Raw genomic sequence first — 18,247 nt, forward strand, 5'->3', positions numbered from 1 at the left:
ATAGATCGGAATCCTCGCGCCAATGATGTCGTCCCCTTTCATTCGCTGCAAATAATTCTTCCAGTTTATCACAGTAACCGCTTTTCAAATTCAGCCCTTAACGGCACCAGCTACCATGCCCTGGGTAATTTTATCCGCTAGCGTAAAATAGATCACGATGACAGGAAGCGCGCCGAGCACAAGAAAAGCCCCGATCGCCCCATAGTTAACCGAATACTGGCTGACGAAGCTGTTCACGCCAAACGGCAGCGTTTTTAGCGATTCAGCGGAAATGAATGTGGCAGCCAGAATGTACTCGTTCCAAATGTTGATAAACGTCAGAATGCATACCGTCATTATTGGCGGCACGGAAACCGGCAGCAAAATGTTGAGATATACGCGGAACACGCTGGCCCCGTCCATAATTGCCGACTCTTCGATCTCATGCGGGATCGTCCTCATGAATCCGTTCAGGATGAACACGGAAATCGGCGTCGAAAAGGCGATGTACGGAAAGATGATCGATAAATGCGTGTTGAGAATATGCATGTTTTTGAAAATAAGCATCAGCGGCAGCAGCGTAGCCTGCATCGGAATCATCATGCCGACCAGGAAGACAAGCATGACCGCCTGGCCGTATTTCCAGCGGAAGCGGCTGATCGCAAAGGCGGCGAGCGAGCTTAGAAAGATCACGCTGATCATCGTAATCGAAGTGACGAAGAAGCTGTTCCATAGATAGCGGAAATACCTCCCGCCGGCCAGGGCCGAGCTGTAATTGATCCACTGCGGGGAACCAGGGAGAGCGAAGAAGCTGCCTGACAATATTTCCTCATTGGTTTTGAAGGAGTACAGCAGCAGCCAGAGCAGCGGGTACACCTGTGTCACGACGAGCAGCGCGAGGAATGCGATAACGATTCCTTTCGTAACAGAAAATCGTTTGCGCCTCGGTACGGAGGTTTCGTTACGAACGGCCAGAGCACCCGGTGTATTCATTTCGATATTCCTCCTTTACGAGAACCGTTTCTCTAGTGAATTGAAAATGAGGTTGATGATTAGCGTGGCGGCCAGGCAAACGGCGACGAGAAATGCGGCAATCGCGCTGCCGTACCCGTATTTCATCGATAAAAATGACATATTGTACATATGGGTAGAAATCACATCGGTGGCATGGGCCGGCCCTCCGGCTGTCATGACCATGACCATATCGAACGCCTGGAGCGAACCAATGAAGGCCAGCACGATGGATATTTTGAAAATCGGAATAATGAGCGGAAACGTGATGTGACGGTCGGCCTTGAAGCCTTCGGCGCCGTCGATCCGTGCTGCTTCGTAAAGCTCGCCCGGAATATTGGATATTCCCGTAAACTGAATTAGAGTGTGATACCCGAGGTATTGCCATAGAGCGACAAAATAAAGAGCATACATGGCGACCGCCGGATCGGTCAGCCAGGGCCTTGTCCACGATTCCAGCCCGGCGGCGATCAGGACCTGATTCAGCATGCCGCCCATGGAGGCCGGGTTGTAAATAGTCTTCCATAGCTGGCCGACGACAACGACGGACAGGATGACCGGCAGAAAATAGCTCGATACCAGAAAATTGGGCCGCTTGATGAATCTCCGCAGCAAAATGGCGACGAGCAAAGCCAGCGGAATTTCCGCCATAGAGAACACGGCGAACATCAGCGTCCTCCGTACGGATGGCCAAAATACGGGATCATTAAAAAATAAATTGCCGAAATTTTTCAATCCAACAAATGTCGCCTTGCCGATTCCGTTCCAATCCAGCAGCCCGCTATACAGCGAGACGAGAATCGGGATGAACACCATGCTGCAATAAATGAGCAGGCAAGGCAGTACGAACAGGGTAATCGTAAGGCGGGAAACCTTAAGAACATTCATGCCGCATCCCCTCCTTTTTCCAGCCGATATGATTTAGCGTCAAGACAGATGACAAAGGGAACAGCGAGTGTTCCCTTCCGACCATTTAATGGTATTAATTATTATTTGCTTCATACGCCGTCTGATGCTCTTTGGCCACCTCGGCGGAATCCCTTTTCTGTACAAACAGGTTCTGGATGCTGCTCAAGTGAGCTTGCGCCGTGCCCGGATTCATCGTATTGTCGAACGCCAGATCGCCGCCTTTAACCTCTTTGAACAGATCAAGCACTTCCATGGCCATATCGGAATATCCGGCGGCCTTAAAGTCCCCCTCTACGATTTGCCCGATGCCGACCGCGCCTTTCGCTTCAAACGTCTCTTTCGGAAAATTCAGCATGAAGTAATTCAGGAAATCCTTCGTCTCCTGCAAATGCTTGCTGTCGGCCGAGATCGCGAACGCGCTGCCCGGTGCCAGCATAAATTCGTTCGGATCGCCTTTGCCGTTGATCGTCGGAAATTTGAATACACCGACTTTGCCATCCACAGATGATGTTTCAATTCCGCCCGTTGCCCAGGACCCCATATAGTACATGGCTGTCTTGCCTGTCTTGAATAAATTCTCTCCGGCATTGTAATCGAAGGAGGTAGCTCCTTCCTGAAACGCGCCTGCCGCGACCAGGCTCTGAAATGCGTCGACGGCTTCAATGAACGCCGGATCCTCGAAGGTCTTCTTATTCTCCAGCACATCGCTCAGGAAGCCCGGACCGTTCGTGCGCAAGAGCATGTTCATGAACAGGAATGATCCCGTCCATGTGTCCTTCTCGCCGATTGCAATCGGTGTAATCCCCTTCGACTTAAGCGCTTTCACTACTTCGAGCATTTCTTCGAATGTCCCCGGCACCTCAACGCCCGCTTGTTCAAACAGCTCCTTATTGTAATACACAACCCCAATGTTGTTTCCGTCCGGCAATGCATAAATGCTGCCGTCAAAGCTGTACCAGTCGAGCAAGCCCTCTTGGAACGTATCCTTGAGCCCGTTCACTTCGAGCATATCATTGAGCGGGGCAAACAGATTCGCTTCCACAAAAGGCTTCATTTGCGCCGCAGGATTGACCACGGTAATGTCCGGAACCTCTTTGGAGGCAGCCTGCGTCTTCAGCTTCAATTTCTGCTGGTCCGTGTTAAGCGAATCGAGCTCGATCTTGATATGCGGATTCTCTGCTTCGTATTGCTTTACGAGCTTATTCATGATCTGATGTTTGGGATCGGTGGGATCTGGAAAAATATTTTGAAACGTAATCGTGATTTTTTTATCCGGAGCTTTAGCCTCCGCGCCCCCTGTCTCGATGCTGCCCGCATTGCCTTGGGTTTCTTTGGCTCCGCCTCCGCAGGCCGCAAGGCCAAGCAGCAGGGTCGATGCCAGCGCAAGGCTTAACATTTTAAATATTTTCGTCTTTGACACTTTATTCCCCCCTTGTTATTTATATCCCTCATTATGAGCGGCAACCTTTCGTTTGGGGAGGTGCGATATTTAGGAATGAGGTTTGATTTTTTCGGAATTATCCTTATAAATGCAAAAAATCTGCCTCCCATTGATTTGGGAAGGCAGATTTCACTCGCCAGCCTAGCTACTCAGTCACAAAGCCGTGTATAAGCGCAGGTGCTGTCGCCTGCTCGGCAATCGTAATATTCGCATAAATTTTCTCGATAACTTCTTCGACGTTTTCGCGGTTGGCATGAATCGTCACCAGGGACTCGCCAGCCGCCACCTTGTCGCCGATTTTCTTGTTGAGCATCAGGCCGACCGCCAGATCGATTTCCGATTCCTTGGTCGCCCGGCCCGCTCCCAGGAGCATGGCCGCAGTGCCGATCTCGTCAGCGACGATAGATGCGACAACGCCGTCTTTCTTGGCCGGCACTTCAATCCGGTATGCAGCCGTCGGCAGCTTGTCAGGATCATCGACGATCGAAGCGTCTCCGCCCTGATTTGCAATGAATTCCTTGAATTTCTCCAGCGCTTTCCCGCTGCGGATAACCTCCCGCAGCTTCTCCTCCGCTTCCTCCAGCGAAGCAGCCTTGCCTGCCAGGAAGACCATCTGGCGGCCAAGGGCGAGACAGAGCTCCTCCAAGTCTTTCGGCCCGGTGCCGCGCAAGGTGTCGATGGCCTCACGGACCTCCAGGGCATTGCCGATCGCTCTGCCTAACGGCTGGCTCATGTCGGAAATGACCGCCATCGTTCTGCGGCCAACATTGTTGCCGATGCTGACCATGGCATGCGCAAGCTCCTTGGCGTCCTCTACGGTCTTCATAAAGGCGCCCGCACCCGTCTTCACGTCCAGGACGATCGCATCCGAACCGGAGGCGATTTTCTTGCTCATAATGGAGCTGGCGATCAGCGGAATCGAATTGACCGTAGCGGTCACGTCGCGCAGTGCGTAAAGCTTCTTATCCGCCGGCGTCAAGTTGCCGCTCTGGCCGACGACCGCTATTTTATGCTCGTTGACGAGCTTCACGAACTCCTCCTTGGCCAGTTCGACATGGAAGCCCGGGATCGCCTCCAGCTTGTCGGTCGTGCCGCCCGTATGGCCCAGCCCCCGTCCCGACATTTTGGCTACGGGGATGTCCAGCGCAGCGACCAGCGGAGCAAGAATTAGCGTCGTCGTATCGCCAACTCCCCCGGTGGAATGCTTGTCTACCTTCACTCCTTCGATCGCCGACAGGTCAATCATATCGCCGGAATGGGCCATCGCCATCGTTAAGTCGGCCCGTTCGCGCTCGCTCATATCCTTGAAATAGATCGCCATGGCTAGCGCGCTTACCTGATAATCAGGAATTTCGCCTCGTGTATAACCTTCGATAATGAAATTGATTTCCTCAGTCGTAAGCTCGTGCCCGTCGCGTTTCTTCTCAATCAAATCCACCATTCTCATCGCAGATTCTCCCTCACTCTGATCTGATTAGCTGCTCTTGCATAGCGTTATCCCGTCCCGTAACCTGACTTGCATCCAGCAATCCGAGCTTCCTTATCGCCGAAAACTGCCAAAATTAAAGAAAACTACAATGAAACTGCCGTCTCCAGCGCAACCTCCATCATGTCATGGAATGTCGTCTGACGCTCTTCGGCCGTCGTCTCTTCCCCGGTGATCAAATGATCGCTTACGGTGAGAATGGTGAGCGCGTTTACGCCGAACTTCGCTGCGATCGTATAAAGCGCCGTCGTCTCCATTTCCACGCCGAGCACCCCGTGTTCCATCAGCTTCTTGACGACAGACTTGTCGTCGCGGTAGAACACATCGGAGGTAAAGACATTGCCGACGTGCATGTTCAGCCCTTTGGCTGCTCCGCATTCATAGGCGGCCTTAAGCAGTTGAAAGCTGGCAATCGGCGAGTAATCATAACCGCCGAAGGTGTGCCGGTTTACGCTGGAATCCGTGCACGCCGCCTGGGCGAGAATGACCTCCCGTACATGAACATGCTCCTGCATCGCCCCGCAAGTACCTACGCGCATCAGGTTTTTTACGCCATATTCCTGAATCAGCTCATGAACGTATATTCCAATGGATGGAATCCCCATTCCGGTGCCCTGCACGGACACCCGCTTGCCTTGGTAGGTCCCTGTAAACCCAAGCATTCCGCGCACTTCGTTATAACAAGTCACGTCGCTTAAATAGGTTTCGGCAATAAACTTTGCCCGCAGCGGATCGCCCGGCAGCAAAATCGTATCCGCAACGTCTCCTTGCTTAGCTGCGATGTGTACACTCATCACGGCTTCCTCCTCTATTCTTATTTCAAATCAGCCAGAAAGCTTACTCCATGCTCCGGCATTTTTACCCCAAAGTTATCCGCCACAGTTGCCCCAATATCCGCAAAGGTCTTGCGCAGCGGCAGCTCTTGTCCTTCTCCGGCAAAAGACTTCGAATACACCAGCAGCGGCACGTATTCGCGTGTATGATCCGTTCCCTTATAGGTCGGATCGTTGCCGTGATCCGCCGTAATAATCAGCAGGTCGTCGTCCTGCAGCAGCTCAAACACCTCAGGCAGGCGGGCATCGTATTCCTCAAGCGCCTGGCCGTAGCCCTTAGGATTGCGCCGATGACCATAGACGGCATCGAAGTCCACCAGGTTTATAAAGGATAGCCCGCTAAATGGCGTCTTGATCGTCTCGACCAATTTATCCATGCCATCCATATTGGACACCGTACGCACCGCCTTGGTCACCCCTTCTCCGTCGTATATATCGGAGATCTTGCCGAGGGCGATCACATCGAAGCCGGCATCCTTCAGCTCGTTCATCGTCGTGCGTCCGAACGGCTTAAGGGCATAGTCATGCCGGTTCGATGTTCGCGTGAAATTTCCCGGCTCGCCGACAAACGGACGGGCGATAATCCGGCCAAGCATGTAAGGATCGTCCAAAGTGATTTCGCGGCAGAACTCGCAAATTTCATACAGCTCCTTCAGCGGCACTACCTCTTCATGCGCGGCGATTTGCAGCACGGAATCGGCGGAAGTATAGATGATGAGCGCGCCCGTCTTCATATGCTCTTCGCCGAGTTCATCGATGATTTCCGTCCCGCTGGCCGGTTTGTTGCCAATGACCTTGCGGCCCGTCTTCTCTTCGATGCGGCGAATGAGCTCCTCCGGGAAACCATCCGGGAAGACGCGAAACGGCGTATCAATATACAGTCCCATAATTTCCCAGTGCCCAGTCATCGTATCTTTGCCCCGCGAGGCCTCCTGCATCTTGGTATAGTAGGCCAGCGGTTTATCCGCCTCAGGTACTCCCTTGACCGGCTTGATATTGGACAAGCCAAGCTTCGCCATGTTCGGCATGTTAAGCCCGCCGCAGGCCTCGGCGATATGCCCAAACGTATCCGCGCCCACGTCGTCGAATTCGGCCGCATCCGGCGCTTCGCCGATGCCGACGGAGTCCAGTACGATCAGATGGATTCTCTTGAATTTTGCCATGCTCCCTCACTGCTTCCTTTCTGCGCTATGAGCGTTGATCATCTATTATCGACTGCTGTGCAGGATGCGCCGCTTAATAAGCGCTGCTGCCCTGCTCTCCCTTCACGATCTGCACCCCTGAGCTTGCGCCGATACGGGTCGCGCCGGCCTCAATCATCCGTTTGACGTCTTCCAGGCTGCGGACTCCGCCAGAGGCCTTTACGCCTACGTCCGGACCTACGGTCCGGCGCATTAAGGCGATATCCTCGACTGTCGCTCCTCCGCCTTGGAAACCGGTGGATGTCTTCACGAAGTCAGCGCCGGCCTGTACAGCCAGTCTGCAGGCTGTTACCTTTTCCTCGTCCGACAGGAGAGATGTCTCTATAATAACTTTAACCAAAGCCTTGCCCGCAGCCGCATCGACGACGGCCTGAATATCGCGAAGAACGGTATTGTCATCCCCAGACTTCAGCGCTCCGATATTGATGACCATATCGACCTCAGTTGCGCCGCTGTCAATCGCATCGGCCGTCTCGTAAGCCTTCGTCTTCGACGTGGAGGCGCCAAGCGGGAAGCCGATGACGGTGCACACCTTCACCTTCGTACCTGCAAGCTGTTCTGCGGAATAGGCTACCCACGCCGGGTTCACGCACACTGAAGCGAATCCGTACTCCTTCGCATCGTCGGTCAGTTTCTTGATATCTTCTGTCGTCGCGTCAGACCGCAGCAGCGTATGATCGATCATGCCAGCTATACTCATAATTACGCTCTCCTCTATCGTTTGTATTCATGCAATAAATGATGCACGTCTGAACTGTCTTATACCCAATCTTACCACCCGCCTGAACAGATGTATATCTACGATTGAAATTATGTTCAACCCGCTCTTCTTCTTATTATTCCCGCTATGCCAACAATATTCGGGGGAGCAGCCATTTCGGTGCACAGTCCATCCAGCTAACCTGTCCAACAAGGGTTTCCAGCTCAGCGGCTGCCTAATCTTCCTCTAACAATGCTTGCGCCGTAAACTGATCGGTCACCAGAATATTCGGGTACTTGCCATTGAGCGCTGCCCGGATGGCAGTCAGCTTGCGCTGCCCGCCTGCTACAAGGATGGACTTCTCCTTCCGGCGCAGGTCGGACAAATCAATGCCTACAGTTCGGTTGTTGATGTCATCGCTGACAATGTTTCCTTCCGCATCAAAAAAGCGGGAGCAAATATCCCCAGCACCCCGGTGCCGCAACAGTCTCTGCTCTTCCTCACTGAAATAGCCAAGCCGGAACAGCAGGGCGTCCTCCTGAATCGTCCCCACGGTGAAAACCGCAATATTCGCCTGCATCCCGAGCTGGATGATCCGCTGGATATGCCGATCCTCCTCGACCAATTGCTTGAGGGGGATGCTGTCGAAAATGACAGGCAGCGGCAGATAACGCGCCACGGTACCATATGCCTCCGCGAACAAATGCACCGTCTCTGCTGCATACGTATTCGTGCGGGAGTGGCTGACGCCTCCTTTAAGCTGCACAACCTCGACGCCGCGCAGCTGCCTGGGCCGCAAATGGAGCGCCACTTTATGCATGGTCGTTCCCCAGGTCACTCCGATGATGTCCGCGTCCTTGACCGTTTCATACAAATAGTCGGCTGCCTTCCTGCTAATATGCTCCTGAATTTCCTGATACTCGTTCTGCGGCGAATGGCATACCAGCACCTTGTCGATACCGTATTTCATCTTGACGCGGTCAGCGAGCGCATTCAAATCCTCTACAGGATCGACGATGCTGATGCGGATGTACCCCTGCTCCTTCGCATGCTGGAGCAAACGGGATACCGTAGGGCGGGATACACCAAGCCGTTCCGCGATTTCCTGCTGGCTGTAATCTGAAATATAGTATAGTCTGGCCGCCTCGATACTCAGGCTACGCTTGTCTTTTTCCATATATGCATCCTACTTTTACGTTAATTAATGGCAATGTTATTGCTTTCCAACCATTATAGTGCCTTCCCGGTTCCCTTGCCAGCAGCCCTGGCTGGATTGCGGCCTGGCTCCAGCGACGGCGCCGAAGCGCCCCAAATCGCGGTACGAAACGCAATACCCGCCAGACCAATCAATGCGGTAACTGCGCCAATGAGCATAAAGGCCGCGCCGGCTTGGACCAGCTTGATCAAGAAGCCGCCGATCAAAGGTGCAGCCAGCATCACCAGGCTGACGATCGTGTTCTGAATGCCGAATACCCGGCCGATCATCTGCTCGGAGGTGTCTTTTTGCAGGATATAATTTTGCGTTACCATATACATGCCGTTGCCGATGCCGATCAGCGCACCGAGCCCGAGAAGCAGCAGAACGCCGGTTCCCGGCGGACACAGCCCCAGAAGGGCGATCCCGGTCCCGATCAGCACATAACCCCCGCCGAGTCCCCAGCCATAGGCGATGCGATTCAACCGGTTAAGGACGACAATCACGGCCACGGCCCCAGCTCCGATCGCAGACACCAGCCAGCCGATCAGCGATTCATTCTCGGAATCGATCACACGCAGCAGCGTCGGGAACTGATAATCGATCATCAGCAGCGCGGTCAAGCCGACAAAGCCGAACATCATCGTATACAGCACTTTTTTAGCCTTAAAAAGATAAAGCCAGCCTTCGCGCCAATTTTGGAGAAAAGCATCCCAGCCCCTTCCCCGTCTGGAATCCGTCCTCTGCAGCGGTTCCTCTGTATGAAGGGAGACCGGAAGCGCGCGAAGCGGGAGCAGCAGTACGGCCGACAGCAGCCTTGCTCCGGCATTAAGTATAATGCACGCCTGGGGCGACAGCGCTGTCAGCGTCATCGCGCCAAGCAGCGGGCCGGCCACCTTCGAGGACTGGTTCACCAGACCGTTGAAGGATGTCGCCTGAAACAGCAGAGCCGGCGGCACGACTTGCCGTGTCAGCGCCTGCTGGGCAGGCACGTGGAACACGCCGCAGGCGGCCCGCAGCGCCAGCAGCGGGAGCAGCCAGGCCATGTTAGGCGCAGCCAAAATGCATAGCGTCAGCACTACGGTAATTAGGTCGCAAACCATCATAAGCCGCGCTTTACGCACCCGGTCCGCGACCGTTCCGGCGAAGGAGCCGAGCAGCACCGCCGGCAGCGCCATCGTCACCGGGATAAGGGCCAGCAGCACCGGGTCCACGCCCCAACGGTAAGCGACGAGCACCTGAATGGCGAGCGCGTCGAACCAATCGCCAAAGGAGGCAAGCGCATAAGCTCCAAACATATGCCTGAAGCTGCGTATCGATAAGAGGGAGGAGCGTTCTTTTGGTGTCATAGGGCAATCTGTCCTTTCGTATCTCAAGATACCCTTAATCCTACCCCGCGATTGTCAGAGGATGATCAGACGGCCTGGGCCACGGCCGCAGGGAGCTATAATAGAGATAATGCTCTGCCAATGACGGCTTCCATCTCCTTCTTATATTTCGACAGTCCTAGCTCTTCATCCGAAGAATCATAAAGCAGCGCATATTTGTGCTGCATGTCCAGACCAGGATGCTTCCGGTCGATATATCGCAGTATTTGGCAGAGCGAAATGATCCGAAGCGGGACGTTCAGCGACATCTCCAGCACATCCAGACCTTCATCAAACTTCTGCTCCGCTTCCTTTCCGCGGCCGCGCGCCAAATCCAAAAGTCCTTGTACGATGCGAAAACGTCCGATTTCCCGCAAATATGGCATATCCTTGAGCAAGCGGGCCAATCGTTCCGCCACCTTGTCCGCTTCCTCAAGCTCCCCGGCCAGCACATAAACGTATATTTCCATAATCGCTACCGGCATGACAAACCCGCTGAGCCCATCCTCCTCAACCGTCTTCCTCGTCTCTGCGAACCGCTTCATCGCCTCCACTTCAAGCCCGGCATCCGCATACACCTCAAGAATGTTAAGAATACGCATTTCGCGATGCTCTTCCGGAGAAAGGACATGCCGGGAAATGGCCTGTTCACAATAGCGCAGTATTTGCTCCGGCTCGGGATTTGTCCCTCGGTATAAAATCAGCAGCCAGTACAGCCGGGTTTGCAGCGGCAGACCGTCCGCTTCCAGGAACCAGGCGATATCGCCTTGGATAAATTTCAGATAAACGACGTAGAACGGATCCAGCTCGAAGCCAAGTATGTCCTGCTGCGTAGCCAGCGCCAGCATCGATTTGCCTTGACCGAACAGGTGGTATTTCTTGAAAATATCCCGCACCGAGGAATTAACCTCACAATCGCCAACCGACGGATTCATTACGGATTTCGGTTCCCCGACGGTCAGGCTGTATCCGTATCCCCGAACAGTATTGATGCGAATATGCGTCCAGGGAGACAACTTCTTCCTCAGGCGGTAAATATGATCATCCACTGTCCGCTCTACCGGGAATTCCATCGTCCACACCCGATCAAGGAGCTGATCACGCGTAAAAGCCCTGTCACGGTGACGATACAGAAATTGCAGCAGCGCGAACTCCTTCGCCAGCAGCGTGATGCTCTCGGCGCCCCATTTTACTTTGTAGCCGGAAGGATCGAATGTCAGTCTCTCCATAACTACCCCTTCTCCAAATGTCTTATTAGATTTATCATAATCGATCACCGCCTCTCTGAGAATTGAAAAGCGCGCAAACGATCTGGGTGCAAATAAAAATCCCCGAAGGAGACGGTCAATATTGCTTCAGGCCGCTCCCCAGGGGATCATTTACTATGTTTTATTATGTTTTACTTATTATGTTATAACATGGCAGGCGTACGTTTTCTCTTCTGTGGAAAATCGGGCATCTCGTTCACAGAGACAACTTCATCGGTCTTCTTCTCCGGCTGCTTCCAATACTGTTCATTGCCAGGCAGATCGTCGAACCAAGCAGCATCTTTAGGGCAATCGAGGATCATCATCTTGCCGTAATCCCCATCGCGGGACTGGTGGTATTTCAAATAAGCCTTGCCGTTTTCGATCGCAAGTATTTCAATCTTGCCGGACGTATGGCTCATCGACAGCCTGACCCTTTTGCCCAGGCCAGATGTTCGCGCCTTCGCCTCCTCGACGATGCGGTAGACCTCTTCCAGGGAAAGGACAAAATCCCGGTTCCCCGCTACCGGCCTGTTCACGAAGAAGTAGTAAGGCGTAACCCCTGCCCAGGACAGCTTATCCAGCAGTTCGCCAAGCACTACAGGGTCATCGTTGATGCCTTTTAGCACCGGGGTCTGGTTGACTACGATCGCGCCAGCCTCATGCAGTGCCTGGAACCCGCGTCTCGCTTCCGCCGTAATTTCGCGCGGATGGTTAATATGAGCCATGACATAAATGCGCTGCTCCGGCGTGGAATAAGTGCGGATCACATCGAGCAGCTCCTCGTCCTCGTAAATGCGCATCGGATTAAAGACAGGAATCTTGGAGCCAAGTCGAATGATTTTAACATGCTCGATTTCACGCAGCTGGGCCAGAATGCCCCGCAGCTTCTCCGTAGCCAGAATGAGGCTGTCCCCGCCGGTCAAAAGGACATTGTTGATTTCGGGATGCTTGGCGATATAATCGATCCCCGGCTGTACATCGGACATGGCCTCCTTCACGTCATTGCGGAACAAACGCTTGCGGAAGCAATAGCGGCAGTACGCGCCGCATACCTCCGACACGATCAGCAGAGCAGTCGTCGTATACTTGTGCTGACAGCCCGGCACGACATAGTTGGTATCCTCGTCGGACGCATCCCAGCGGCCGTATTCCTCAAGCTCCCCTTCATTCGGAATAACCAGCTTGCGAATCGGATCCTGGGGATCGTTCCAGTCAATCAGGTTCAAATAATAATCGTTCACCCGAAATACGAACTTCTCCGTAATCGGTTTCAAACGCGCCCGCTCCTCCTCCGGAATCATCGTCAGTCTGTCCAGGTTCGTAATGTACTTCGTTTTCACCTTTGTCATTTGTACATCCTCCTTCCTAGTAATCAACAAAAAAAGACCCCAAACCGGGGGTCTAGACACAGCTGCGCCAGCAAGGGTCAGAAGACAAAAACAGACCCCAAAACAGGGTCTAAAGAGACGTAATTAATGATTTAAAACAGACCCATCCACTGCTGACGAGGTTAGCTGACGGACTCGGGTAAGATGGTACCCTACACCTCATAGGAATGAGTGATTCGCCCCAAGAAAAAAAACTGGTTCCCCCGCTTTCCTGGCTATCACCAAGAAACTAAGCGTGTGTCTATGATAAGGTGTACGGGAAAGATTGTCAACCTTAGGGCAATTAACAAGAGATTTGGAATAATTATAATATTCTTAAAATTTGACGTTTTATGTTATTTTCTGTCATCCGCCCTGTCGTTGTCCGTTCTGGGCCAAGCTTTTGGCCAGGCGGCTCATACTGCGCCGCTATTTCATAAGTGTCCAGCTCGGAGCCAATGATTGGGCAGTCTTCCGGCTTAAGCTCCCTGACTTTGCTGTGCAGCGTTCGCGCAGCTCTGCTCGTTGACCATTTGTCAAAATATCGCCGATCCTCCCATGTCGTGCAAACCTGCAGCTCGTCGCATTCCTGGCTGTTATCCTTAATCAGCACTTCCATGAGCAGGAAGCCTTCAAAAGCATAAACCGGTAAAGGCGTCCTGAAGCGGGACAATACTTCGTTTACCCTGCCTTTTCGAACCCGGATCGTTTGGATGGCCTTCATCATCACCATCATTTTCCGACCACTTCTTTCGATAGGAATGAACTTAAATACTCATAGACGAAAATGGCGGAATTCCCCCCCGCCTCAGCGTGGCGAATCAGCGATATTCCATGCGGGCCTTTGGCATAGACGGTCTCGGGGTGATTTTCGACGATCGCTTTAACGACGTTCAGCTCTCCAAGCATGGCCGCAGCAAAAATATCCATCCGTGCCCCGTGCGCCAGCAGCAGCCTTGCAATGCTGAAATTCCCGGTATGCGACGCGGCGCCGAGGGCGCTCTCCCAATCACCGCTCCCCCAGTCGATGACCCCATGAACGAGTGCGGGCTCCTGCTTGAGCAGCCTTGCCACCTCATCATAATCGCCATGCGCTGCTACAATAAATTCACGTACCAGCTCATGATTTAAAGGCCCTCTTGGCATGTATACCCCTCCTTGCCCGTTCTATGCGAACCTCTCACTCTCTGTTTCTGTACATCACTCTCTCGTTGCCGCTCGCCCTCACCTCGGCACACCGCCGCACTGATAACGAGAAGCCATGATATATATACCAATGATGCTTGGTTCATTTTTCATTCCTCCACCTGCGTAATTGATAACCATTCTCAATGATTGATCAATTCCATTCTATTGATAATGATTCTCATTGTCAATAGAATGGATAGAATCTTTTCCTCCAAAACACTAAGCTACGGATTATGACTAAATGGTCAGGATCGGGTAACTATGACTAAATGGTCAGATTCCGGTAACTAGATGTAATTCATGCAGTTAGTTCGACGGTTTTGAACTTGTTAGCGGGAACTAACTGCAAAACCTACATTTAGATTTAAGCTATTTCGGCGAATTCGCTTCATTCAGGCAAACTAACTGCATGTTTTGCATTTAGCGTATGGTTTTTGGATAAAACAGCTTAACTAGCTGTATAAAATACATTTAGTTTAAATAATCCATGATTGGTTACTTGAGAAGATTCTGGGAGGTGAAGAAATGTATACGGGTACAAATTACTTGCCCCGTGTCTTTTGCAATAATCAGAGCTTTATCTTAAAGGAAGTGCACGTCCTATCGTTTGTGTAAAAGAGCTTGGCATCCTCCAGAAACAACGTAATTTTTTGCAGCCTGCACCTCACTATTCAACCAAAAGAAAGATCAGCCTGAATTTTACTTCAAGCTGATCCTTACGCGTCAGAAAGCGGTATTATTGGCCCGTCATTTGGATTGGAGAAGGAAAGGACATTCAATTCCGCTTTGATATTGTTGCGGAGCTGTATCTAGCCGAGACATATGAACGGAATCAAGCTGCTGATCAAAAAGATGGCGAAGATCCGGTTTTTGAACGTAACCTGCTTGAGCCGTTCCATTATAAAGTTCCTGCGCATGCGCCCTCCCCCTGCTCCTTTATTGATGTGAATCATACAAATTCATATTCGTGAAGTCAATCATTTCTCACAAATCTCGGTTCATTACAGAATGGATCATCGCGAACAACAACAAAGAGCGCTGCCCCCCAGGCAACGCTCTTTGTTTATATGGCTATGTTTCTGTATCCGTGTCTAGACGGTAGATGCCGCTTGATTCAGCATAAATTTCTCGACGACTTTAGCTACGCCGTCTTCCATATTCGTGTCGGTTACATAATCTGCGACAGCTTTAATATCGTCGGGAGCATTGCCCATGGCTACGCCAAGCCCGGCAAATTCAATCATCGCCTGATCATTATAGCTATCCCCGATCGCTATAACTTCTTCCCGCTTGATACCCAGCTGCTGAATGAGATGGTGCAGGCTCGTCCCCTTATCTACGCCCGCTTCCGTAAATTCCAGAAAGAAGGGCTTGGAGCGAACGACGTTAAGCTCTCCTGCCAGCTGCGGCTGCAGCTTGCTCTCCAAAGCGACCAGCTTCTCCGGATCATCGACCATGAGCACCTTTACGACCGGCTCCTGAACCGCTGCAACAAAATCCTCCGCCTCGACAATCGGCATCCCCGTAATTTCGCCTTCGATATCCGTATACTTATTATGTGCCGGAGTCACGATATCATCGCCAACGTAAGTATGGATCCATACGCCCTCCTGCTTGCTGATTGCGTACAGCTCATGGGCCGTTTCCGGTGTCAAAGTACTGCTGAACAAGACCTCCTGGGTTGCGCAATTGGTAATTTTCGCCCCGTTAAAGGATAGAATAAAGCTGCCGTATTTCTCCAGCTTCAGTTCCTTGGCGATATGCGTCATGGCAAAGGTCGGGCGGCCGGAGGCCAGCACCACCTTTATTCCTGCCTCCTGCGCATCCATCAGCGCCTGCTTCGTGCGAGGCGAAATCGTATGGTCATCCCGCAGCAGCGTATCATCCAAATCCAACACGATCATTTTATAATTCATCTCTCTATGTCCCCTCCACTCATTCTGTCGATATGCTATGAAGCTAGCTGTTTAGTATTGCAATATACATAGCATACCATCTCTGAATGAGCTTGAGGGTATTATTTCGCTAGTTTAATCAAACCAACCTAATAGATTGCGTTATAGAATAGACTCGTTCACCACAATATACACATCGAAGCACGGTTCCGCACCGACGGGCGGTTGAATGGATAGCGTGTATCCGGTAGAGACCTGGATCATCTTGTTGCGGTGAATGTAACCCACCAGCTCTGTGAATACCCGGTCCAAGCCTTCGGGATCTCCAGCATACCTGGTATGTACCGCATTCACCAGCTGAAACACCTGCTTGAATCCGTAAGGCTCCGGCAAATCCAGTGGCCGATCGACCGGGAACATAAACTCCATATCCAGAACCTGCTCTTCCGAATCATGATCTATTGCGAAAGTTGCGGAGATCATCGGTCCGTTGCGTTTAGCTCCGCTGCCTTTCAAAACGGCAACGAATTGGCCCAGCCTATGATCAATCTCGGATTGCTTCATTCTTGCGCGATAGGAAGCCACATTCTCAAATCTGATGCTCTTCCCTGTTTCGATTTGAACCGTCTGCTCCATCCTATATACCTCCTGGATTATTAGATATGTTTTCTTACTTGGAAATCGTCCGCTCTTCCGCTCCATAGCGGCGCTGTGCAGCACTTTGAATCCACTGAATCCGGTGCTCAAACGAAGGATGCGTCTGCAGCTTCTCGATGAATTTATGAATCGATAACACGGAATGGTTCAATTCGGCCAGTTTGGTTAGTGCGGCAATCAATACCTTCGCTGGTATCCCCATCTTTAACACGTATTCGTCCGCATCCCTCTCCAGCTTTCTTGATACGTACGAGCTCACAAACCACAGATACCCCAGCAGCAGAGCCAAAATAAACACAACCCCGACAGGTACGGGTATATGAAGCCCACCTACCTCTGCTTGATCCATCAACGACGTCAGGCCTAAAAATAAAGGAATAGCCGCAACGAACAAAACGGCTTTAATCCATAAATGGAACCTTCTGATATGACCAATCTCATGGGCAAGAATGGCATTTACTTCATCTATCGAAAGATTCTCCAGCAAATAGCTGGCTACGAACACCTGCTTATAAATCAGGCCGCAGACGAGCGCATTAGCTACTTTGCTGTCAGTTGTCGGCCATTCGAATACCTGTACCCGCTTCATCTCATGTTTGTGCAAAAACCTCGCGATCTCCGCCTTCCTTCCTTCATCCTTCAATGGTTTGGCCGATAAAGTAATGCGAAGCAGATAAGGATACGCAAGGTTATAGGCGGCGATTCCGATGAATATGAACAGACAGGACCATAGACCGCTTAGCTCGATCTTCATCCAATTGAATCTGAGCGGCAGCACAACGAGGGCCGGCAAGTACATTAGAATGCTGGATTTGGCCGCCATCGCCAGTTCCTTCCGCATGGAAGTTCCGACATCTCGAACGATTCTGCTGATCCGGTGATAAATAGCCTGGCTCAGGATCGTACTGAGCATCAAATAGGCAAATGGCAGCGTCGTTATGAGAACAAAATTTAGCTTCGTCTTTGGCAAAAAGCTGGCCAGCAGCATGATGATCGCAACCATCGAAACTACGTAGTATATGTAATGAGTGAATCTTATCGTCCCGAACAAATACAAGGCCCGTTCCCTGGACCCCGTTGCCTTGTAACGCTGAATCGTAAGTTTGCTAATAATTATGGCAATCACTGCATTAAACAAATAAATGATGATGGATAAAATGATCTTTGCTGCAATCATGGCCTCACTCCGTTATAACTGCCTATAAATTCAGATTTGCTTTGCTCTATAAACGACGATTCAGCCGGGCTGGAATGCCCGACTGAAATCATCAAATGTTATCGTTAATGTTGATCAGCTTGTCCAAAAGGCTGCTGCCAGATTGGACAGCCTATTGGCAATTACCACCAGAACGTAAGGAGATAAGCCGCAGCTCCGCCAACCGCTCCCGCGGCTCCGCCTACGAGCGCTCCTGGTCCAGCACCGACACCGCCAGCCAAAGCTCCGCTAGCTGCGCCGCCGATGGCACCGCTGGCCGCACCGCCGACTACCGATTTCCCCAGATCGCTCCAGCTGAAATCACCGCCGCCGTCAATTGCCATCATTTCATGGAGAGACAGTTCGCTAAAGCCATTCAGTTGCATAACAGAATCCATAAATTCTCCTCCTTAAAATAATATTTACTTTAGTTAAGAGCTGTGCGTTATATGTAAATGTCTAACTAAAGTACGCCTTCGCTACTTCCCTCCGTTGTTTCTTCTTTTGATATACAGGCTATAAATAAAGACAGCGGCAAACCCTACAATGAACGAGAAGATAATAGTAATTGC

At 51.7% G+C, this 18,247-nt stretch carries 17 protein-coding genes and 1 riboswitch; all 17 genes read right to left on the reverse strand.

Annotation, left to right across the window (positions count from 1 at the left end; translation table 11 throughout):
* Positions 1–90 precede the first annotated feature (90 nt).
* A complete protein-coding gene (locus GNP95_RS16960) occupies positions 91–972 on the reverse strand; it encodes a carbohydrate ABC transporter permease (RefSeq protein ID WP_230873877.1) in 882 nt (293 codons plus the stop codon).
* Between the two features lie 15 nt (positions 973–987).
* The gene (locus GNP95_RS16965) at positions 988–1,878 is read right to left on the reverse strand and encodes a carbohydrate ABC transporter permease (protein ID WP_155612053.1); all 891 of its coding nucleotides are present in this window, start codon (positions 1,876–1,878) and stop codon (positions 988–990) included.
* 94 nt (positions 1,879–1,972) lie between these two features.
* On the reverse strand, positions 1,973–3,295 hold the full coding sequence (locus GNP95_RS16970; RefSeq protein ID WP_155612148.1) for an extracellular solute-binding protein: 1,323 nt from the start codon (positions 3,293–3,295) through the stop codon (positions 1,973–1,975).
* 190 nt (positions 3,296–3,485) lie between these two features.
* On the reverse strand, positions 3,486–4,787 hold the full coding sequence (locus GNP95_RS16975; RefSeq protein ID WP_155612054.1) for a pyrimidine-nucleoside phosphorylase: 1,302 nt from the start codon (positions 4,785–4,787) through the stop codon (positions 3,486–3,488).
* 125 nt (positions 4,788–4,912) lie between these two features.
* Positions 4,913–5,620: a purine-nucleoside phosphorylase gene (deoD, locus tag GNP95_RS16980; RefSeq protein ID WP_155612055.1), complete on the reverse strand. Its 708-nt coding sequence runs from the start codon at positions 5,618–5,620 to the stop codon at positions 4,913–4,915.
* A 20-nt stretch (positions 5,621–5,640) separates the two neighbouring features.
* Positions 5,641–6,822: a phosphopentomutase gene (gene deoB / locus GNP95_RS16985; protein ID WP_155612056.1), complete on the reverse strand. Its 1,182-nt coding sequence runs from the start codon at positions 6,820–6,822 to the stop codon at positions 5,641–5,643.
* 73 nt (positions 6,823–6,895) lie between these two features.
* Positions 6,896–7,561, reverse strand: coding sequence for a deoxyribose-phosphate aldolase (gene deoC / locus GNP95_RS16990; RefSeq protein ID WP_155612057.1), 666 nt, complete (start codon positions 7,559–7,561; stop codon positions 6,896–6,898).
* A gap of 235 nt (positions 7,562–7,796) precedes the next feature.
* The gene (locus GNP95_RS16995; RefSeq protein ID WP_155612058.1) at positions 7,797–8,738 is read right to left on the reverse strand and encodes a sugar-binding transcriptional regulator; all 942 of its coding nucleotides are present in this window, start codon (positions 8,736–8,738) and stop codon (positions 7,797–7,799) included.
* Positions 8,739–8,791: 53 nt separating this feature from the next.
* Positions 8,792–10,105, reverse strand: a complete 1,314-nt coding sequence (locus GNP95_RS17000) for an MFS transporter (protein ID WP_155612059.1) — start codon at positions 10,103–10,105, stop codon at positions 8,792–8,794.
* A gap of 95 nt (positions 10,106–10,200) precedes the next feature.
* Positions 10,201–11,352, reverse strand: coding sequence for a winged helix-turn-helix domain-containing protein (locus GNP95_RS17005; protein WP_155612060.1), 1,152 nt, complete (start codon positions 11,350–11,352; stop codon positions 10,201–10,203).
* Between the two features lie 182 nt (positions 11,353–11,534).
* The gene (locus GNP95_RS17010; protein WP_155612061.1) at positions 11,535–12,722 is read right to left on the reverse strand and encodes a KamA family radical SAM protein; all 1,188 of its coding nucleotides are present in this window, start codon (positions 12,720–12,722) and stop codon (positions 11,535–11,537) included.
* A 135-nt stretch (positions 12,723–12,857) separates the two neighbouring features.
* A riboswitch (cyclic di-AMP (ydaO/yuaA leader) is annotated at positions 12,858–13,007 on the reverse strand.
* Between the two features lie 58 nt (positions 13,008–13,065).
* Complete coding sequence (locus GNP95_RS17015; RefSeq protein WP_155612062.1) at positions 13,066–13,476, reverse strand: antibiotic biosynthesis monooxygenase; 411 nt, start codon at positions 13,474–13,476, stop codon at positions 13,066–13,068.
* Complete coding sequence (locus GNP95_RS17020; RefSeq protein ID WP_155612063.1) at positions 13,473–13,886, reverse strand: ankyrin repeat domain-containing protein; 414 nt, start codon at positions 13,884–13,886, stop codon at positions 13,473–13,475. Before GNP95_RS17020 ends, GNP95_RS17015 begins: the two co-directional genes overlap by 4 nt.
* 1,133 nt (positions 13,887–15,019) lie before the next feature.
* The gene (locus tag GNP95_RS17025) at positions 15,020–15,844 is read right to left on the reverse strand and encodes a Cof-type HAD-IIB family hydrolase (protein ID WP_155612064.1); all 825 of its coding nucleotides are present in this window, start codon (positions 15,842–15,844) and stop codon (positions 15,020–15,022) included.
* A 141-nt stretch (positions 15,845–15,985) separates the two neighbouring features.
* Complete coding sequence (locus tag GNP95_RS17030) at positions 15,986–16,459, reverse strand: hypothetical protein (RefSeq protein ID WP_155612065.1); 474 nt, start codon at positions 16,457–16,459, stop codon at positions 15,986–15,988.
* A 34-nt stretch (positions 16,460–16,493) separates the two neighbouring features.
* Complete coding sequence (locus tag GNP95_RS17035; protein ID WP_155612066.1) at positions 16,494–17,657, reverse strand: M48 family metalloprotease; 1,164 nt, start codon at positions 17,655–17,657, stop codon at positions 16,494–16,496.
* A gap of 161 nt (positions 17,658–17,818) precedes the next feature.
* The gene (locus GNP95_RS17040; RefSeq protein WP_196427215.1) at positions 17,819–18,073 is read right to left on the reverse strand and encodes a Blp family class II bacteriocin; all 255 of its coding nucleotides are present in this window, start codon (positions 18,071–18,073) and stop codon (positions 17,819–17,821) included.
* Positions 18,074–18,247: the final 174 nt, after the last annotated feature.

Source organism: Paenibacillus woosongensis (assembly GCF_009725165.1).
In the GTDB taxonomy this organism is placed as follows: domain Bacteria; phylum Bacillota; class Bacilli; order Paenibacillales; family Paenibacillaceae; genus Fontibacillus; species Fontibacillus woosongensis.

What these genes read in the sequence shown, in the direction of transcription:
- GNP95_RS16960 (WP_230873877.1), bottom strand. Translation starts at nt 972, where the DNA reads ATGAATACACCGGGTGCTCTGGCCGTTCGTAACGAAACCTCCGTACCG.
- GNP95_RS16965 (WP_155612053.1), bottom strand. Translation starts at nt 1,878, where the DNA reads ATGAATGTTCTTAAGGTTTCCCGCCTTACGATTACCCTGTTCGTACTG.
- GNP95_RS16970 (WP_155612148.1), bottom strand. Translation starts at nt 3,295, where the DNA reads ATGTTAAGCCTTGCGCTGGCATCGACCCTGCTGCTTGGCCTTGCGGCC.
- GNP95_RS16975 (WP_155612054.1), bottom strand. Translation starts at nt 4,787, where the DNA reads ATGAGAATGGTGGATTTGATTGAGAAGAAACGCGACGGGCACGAGCTT.
- deoD (WP_155612055.1), bottom strand. Translation starts at nt 5,620, where the DNA reads ATGAGTGTACACATCGCAGCTAAGCAAGGAGACGTTGCGGATACGATT.
- deoB (WP_155612056.1), bottom strand. Translation starts at nt 6,822, where the DNA reads ATGGCAAAATTCAAGAGAATCCATCTGATCGTACTGGACTCCGTCGGC.
- deoC (WP_155612057.1), bottom strand. Translation starts at nt 7,561, where the DNA reads ATGAGTATAGCTGGCATGATCGATCATACGCTGCTGCGGTCTGACGCG.
- GNP95_RS16995 (WP_155612058.1), bottom strand. Translation starts at nt 8,738, where the DNA reads ATGGAAAAAGACAAGCGTAGCCTGAGTATCGAGGCGGCCAGACTATAC.
- GNP95_RS17000 (WP_155612059.1), bottom strand. Translation starts at nt 10,105, where the DNA reads ATGACACCAAAAGAACGCTCCTCCCTCTTATCGATACGCAGCTTCAGG.
- GNP95_RS17005 (WP_155612060.1), bottom strand. Translation starts at nt 11,352, where the DNA reads ATGGAGAGACTGACATTCGATCCTTCCGGCTACAAAGTAAAATGGGGC.
- GNP95_RS17010 (WP_155612061.1), bottom strand. Translation starts at nt 12,722, where the DNA reads ATGACAAAGGTGAAAACGAAGTACATTACGAACCTGGACAGACTGACG.
- GNP95_RS17015 (WP_155612062.1), bottom strand. Translation starts at nt 13,476, where the DNA reads ATGATGGTGATGATGAAGGCCATCCAAACGATCCGGGTTCGAAAAGGC.
- GNP95_RS17020 (WP_155612063.1), bottom strand. Translation starts at nt 13,886, where the DNA reads ATGCCAAGAGGGCCTTTAAATCATGAGCTGGTACGTGAATTTATTGTA.
- GNP95_RS17025 (WP_155612064.1), bottom strand. Translation starts at nt 15,844, where the DNA reads ATGAATTATAAAATGATCGTGTTGGATTTGGATGATACGCTGCTGCGG.
- GNP95_RS17030 (WP_155612065.1), bottom strand. Translation starts at nt 16,459, where the DNA reads ATGGAGCAGACGGTTCAAATCGAAACAGGGAAGAGCATCAGATTTGAG.
- GNP95_RS17035 (WP_155612066.1), bottom strand. Translation starts at nt 17,657, where the DNA reads ATGATTGCAGCAAAGATCATTTTATCCATCATCATTTATTTGTTTAAT.
- GNP95_RS17040 (WP_196427215.1), bottom strand. Translation starts at nt 18,073, where the DNA reads ATGGATTCTGTTATGCAACTGAATGGCTTTAGCGAACTGTCTCTCCAT.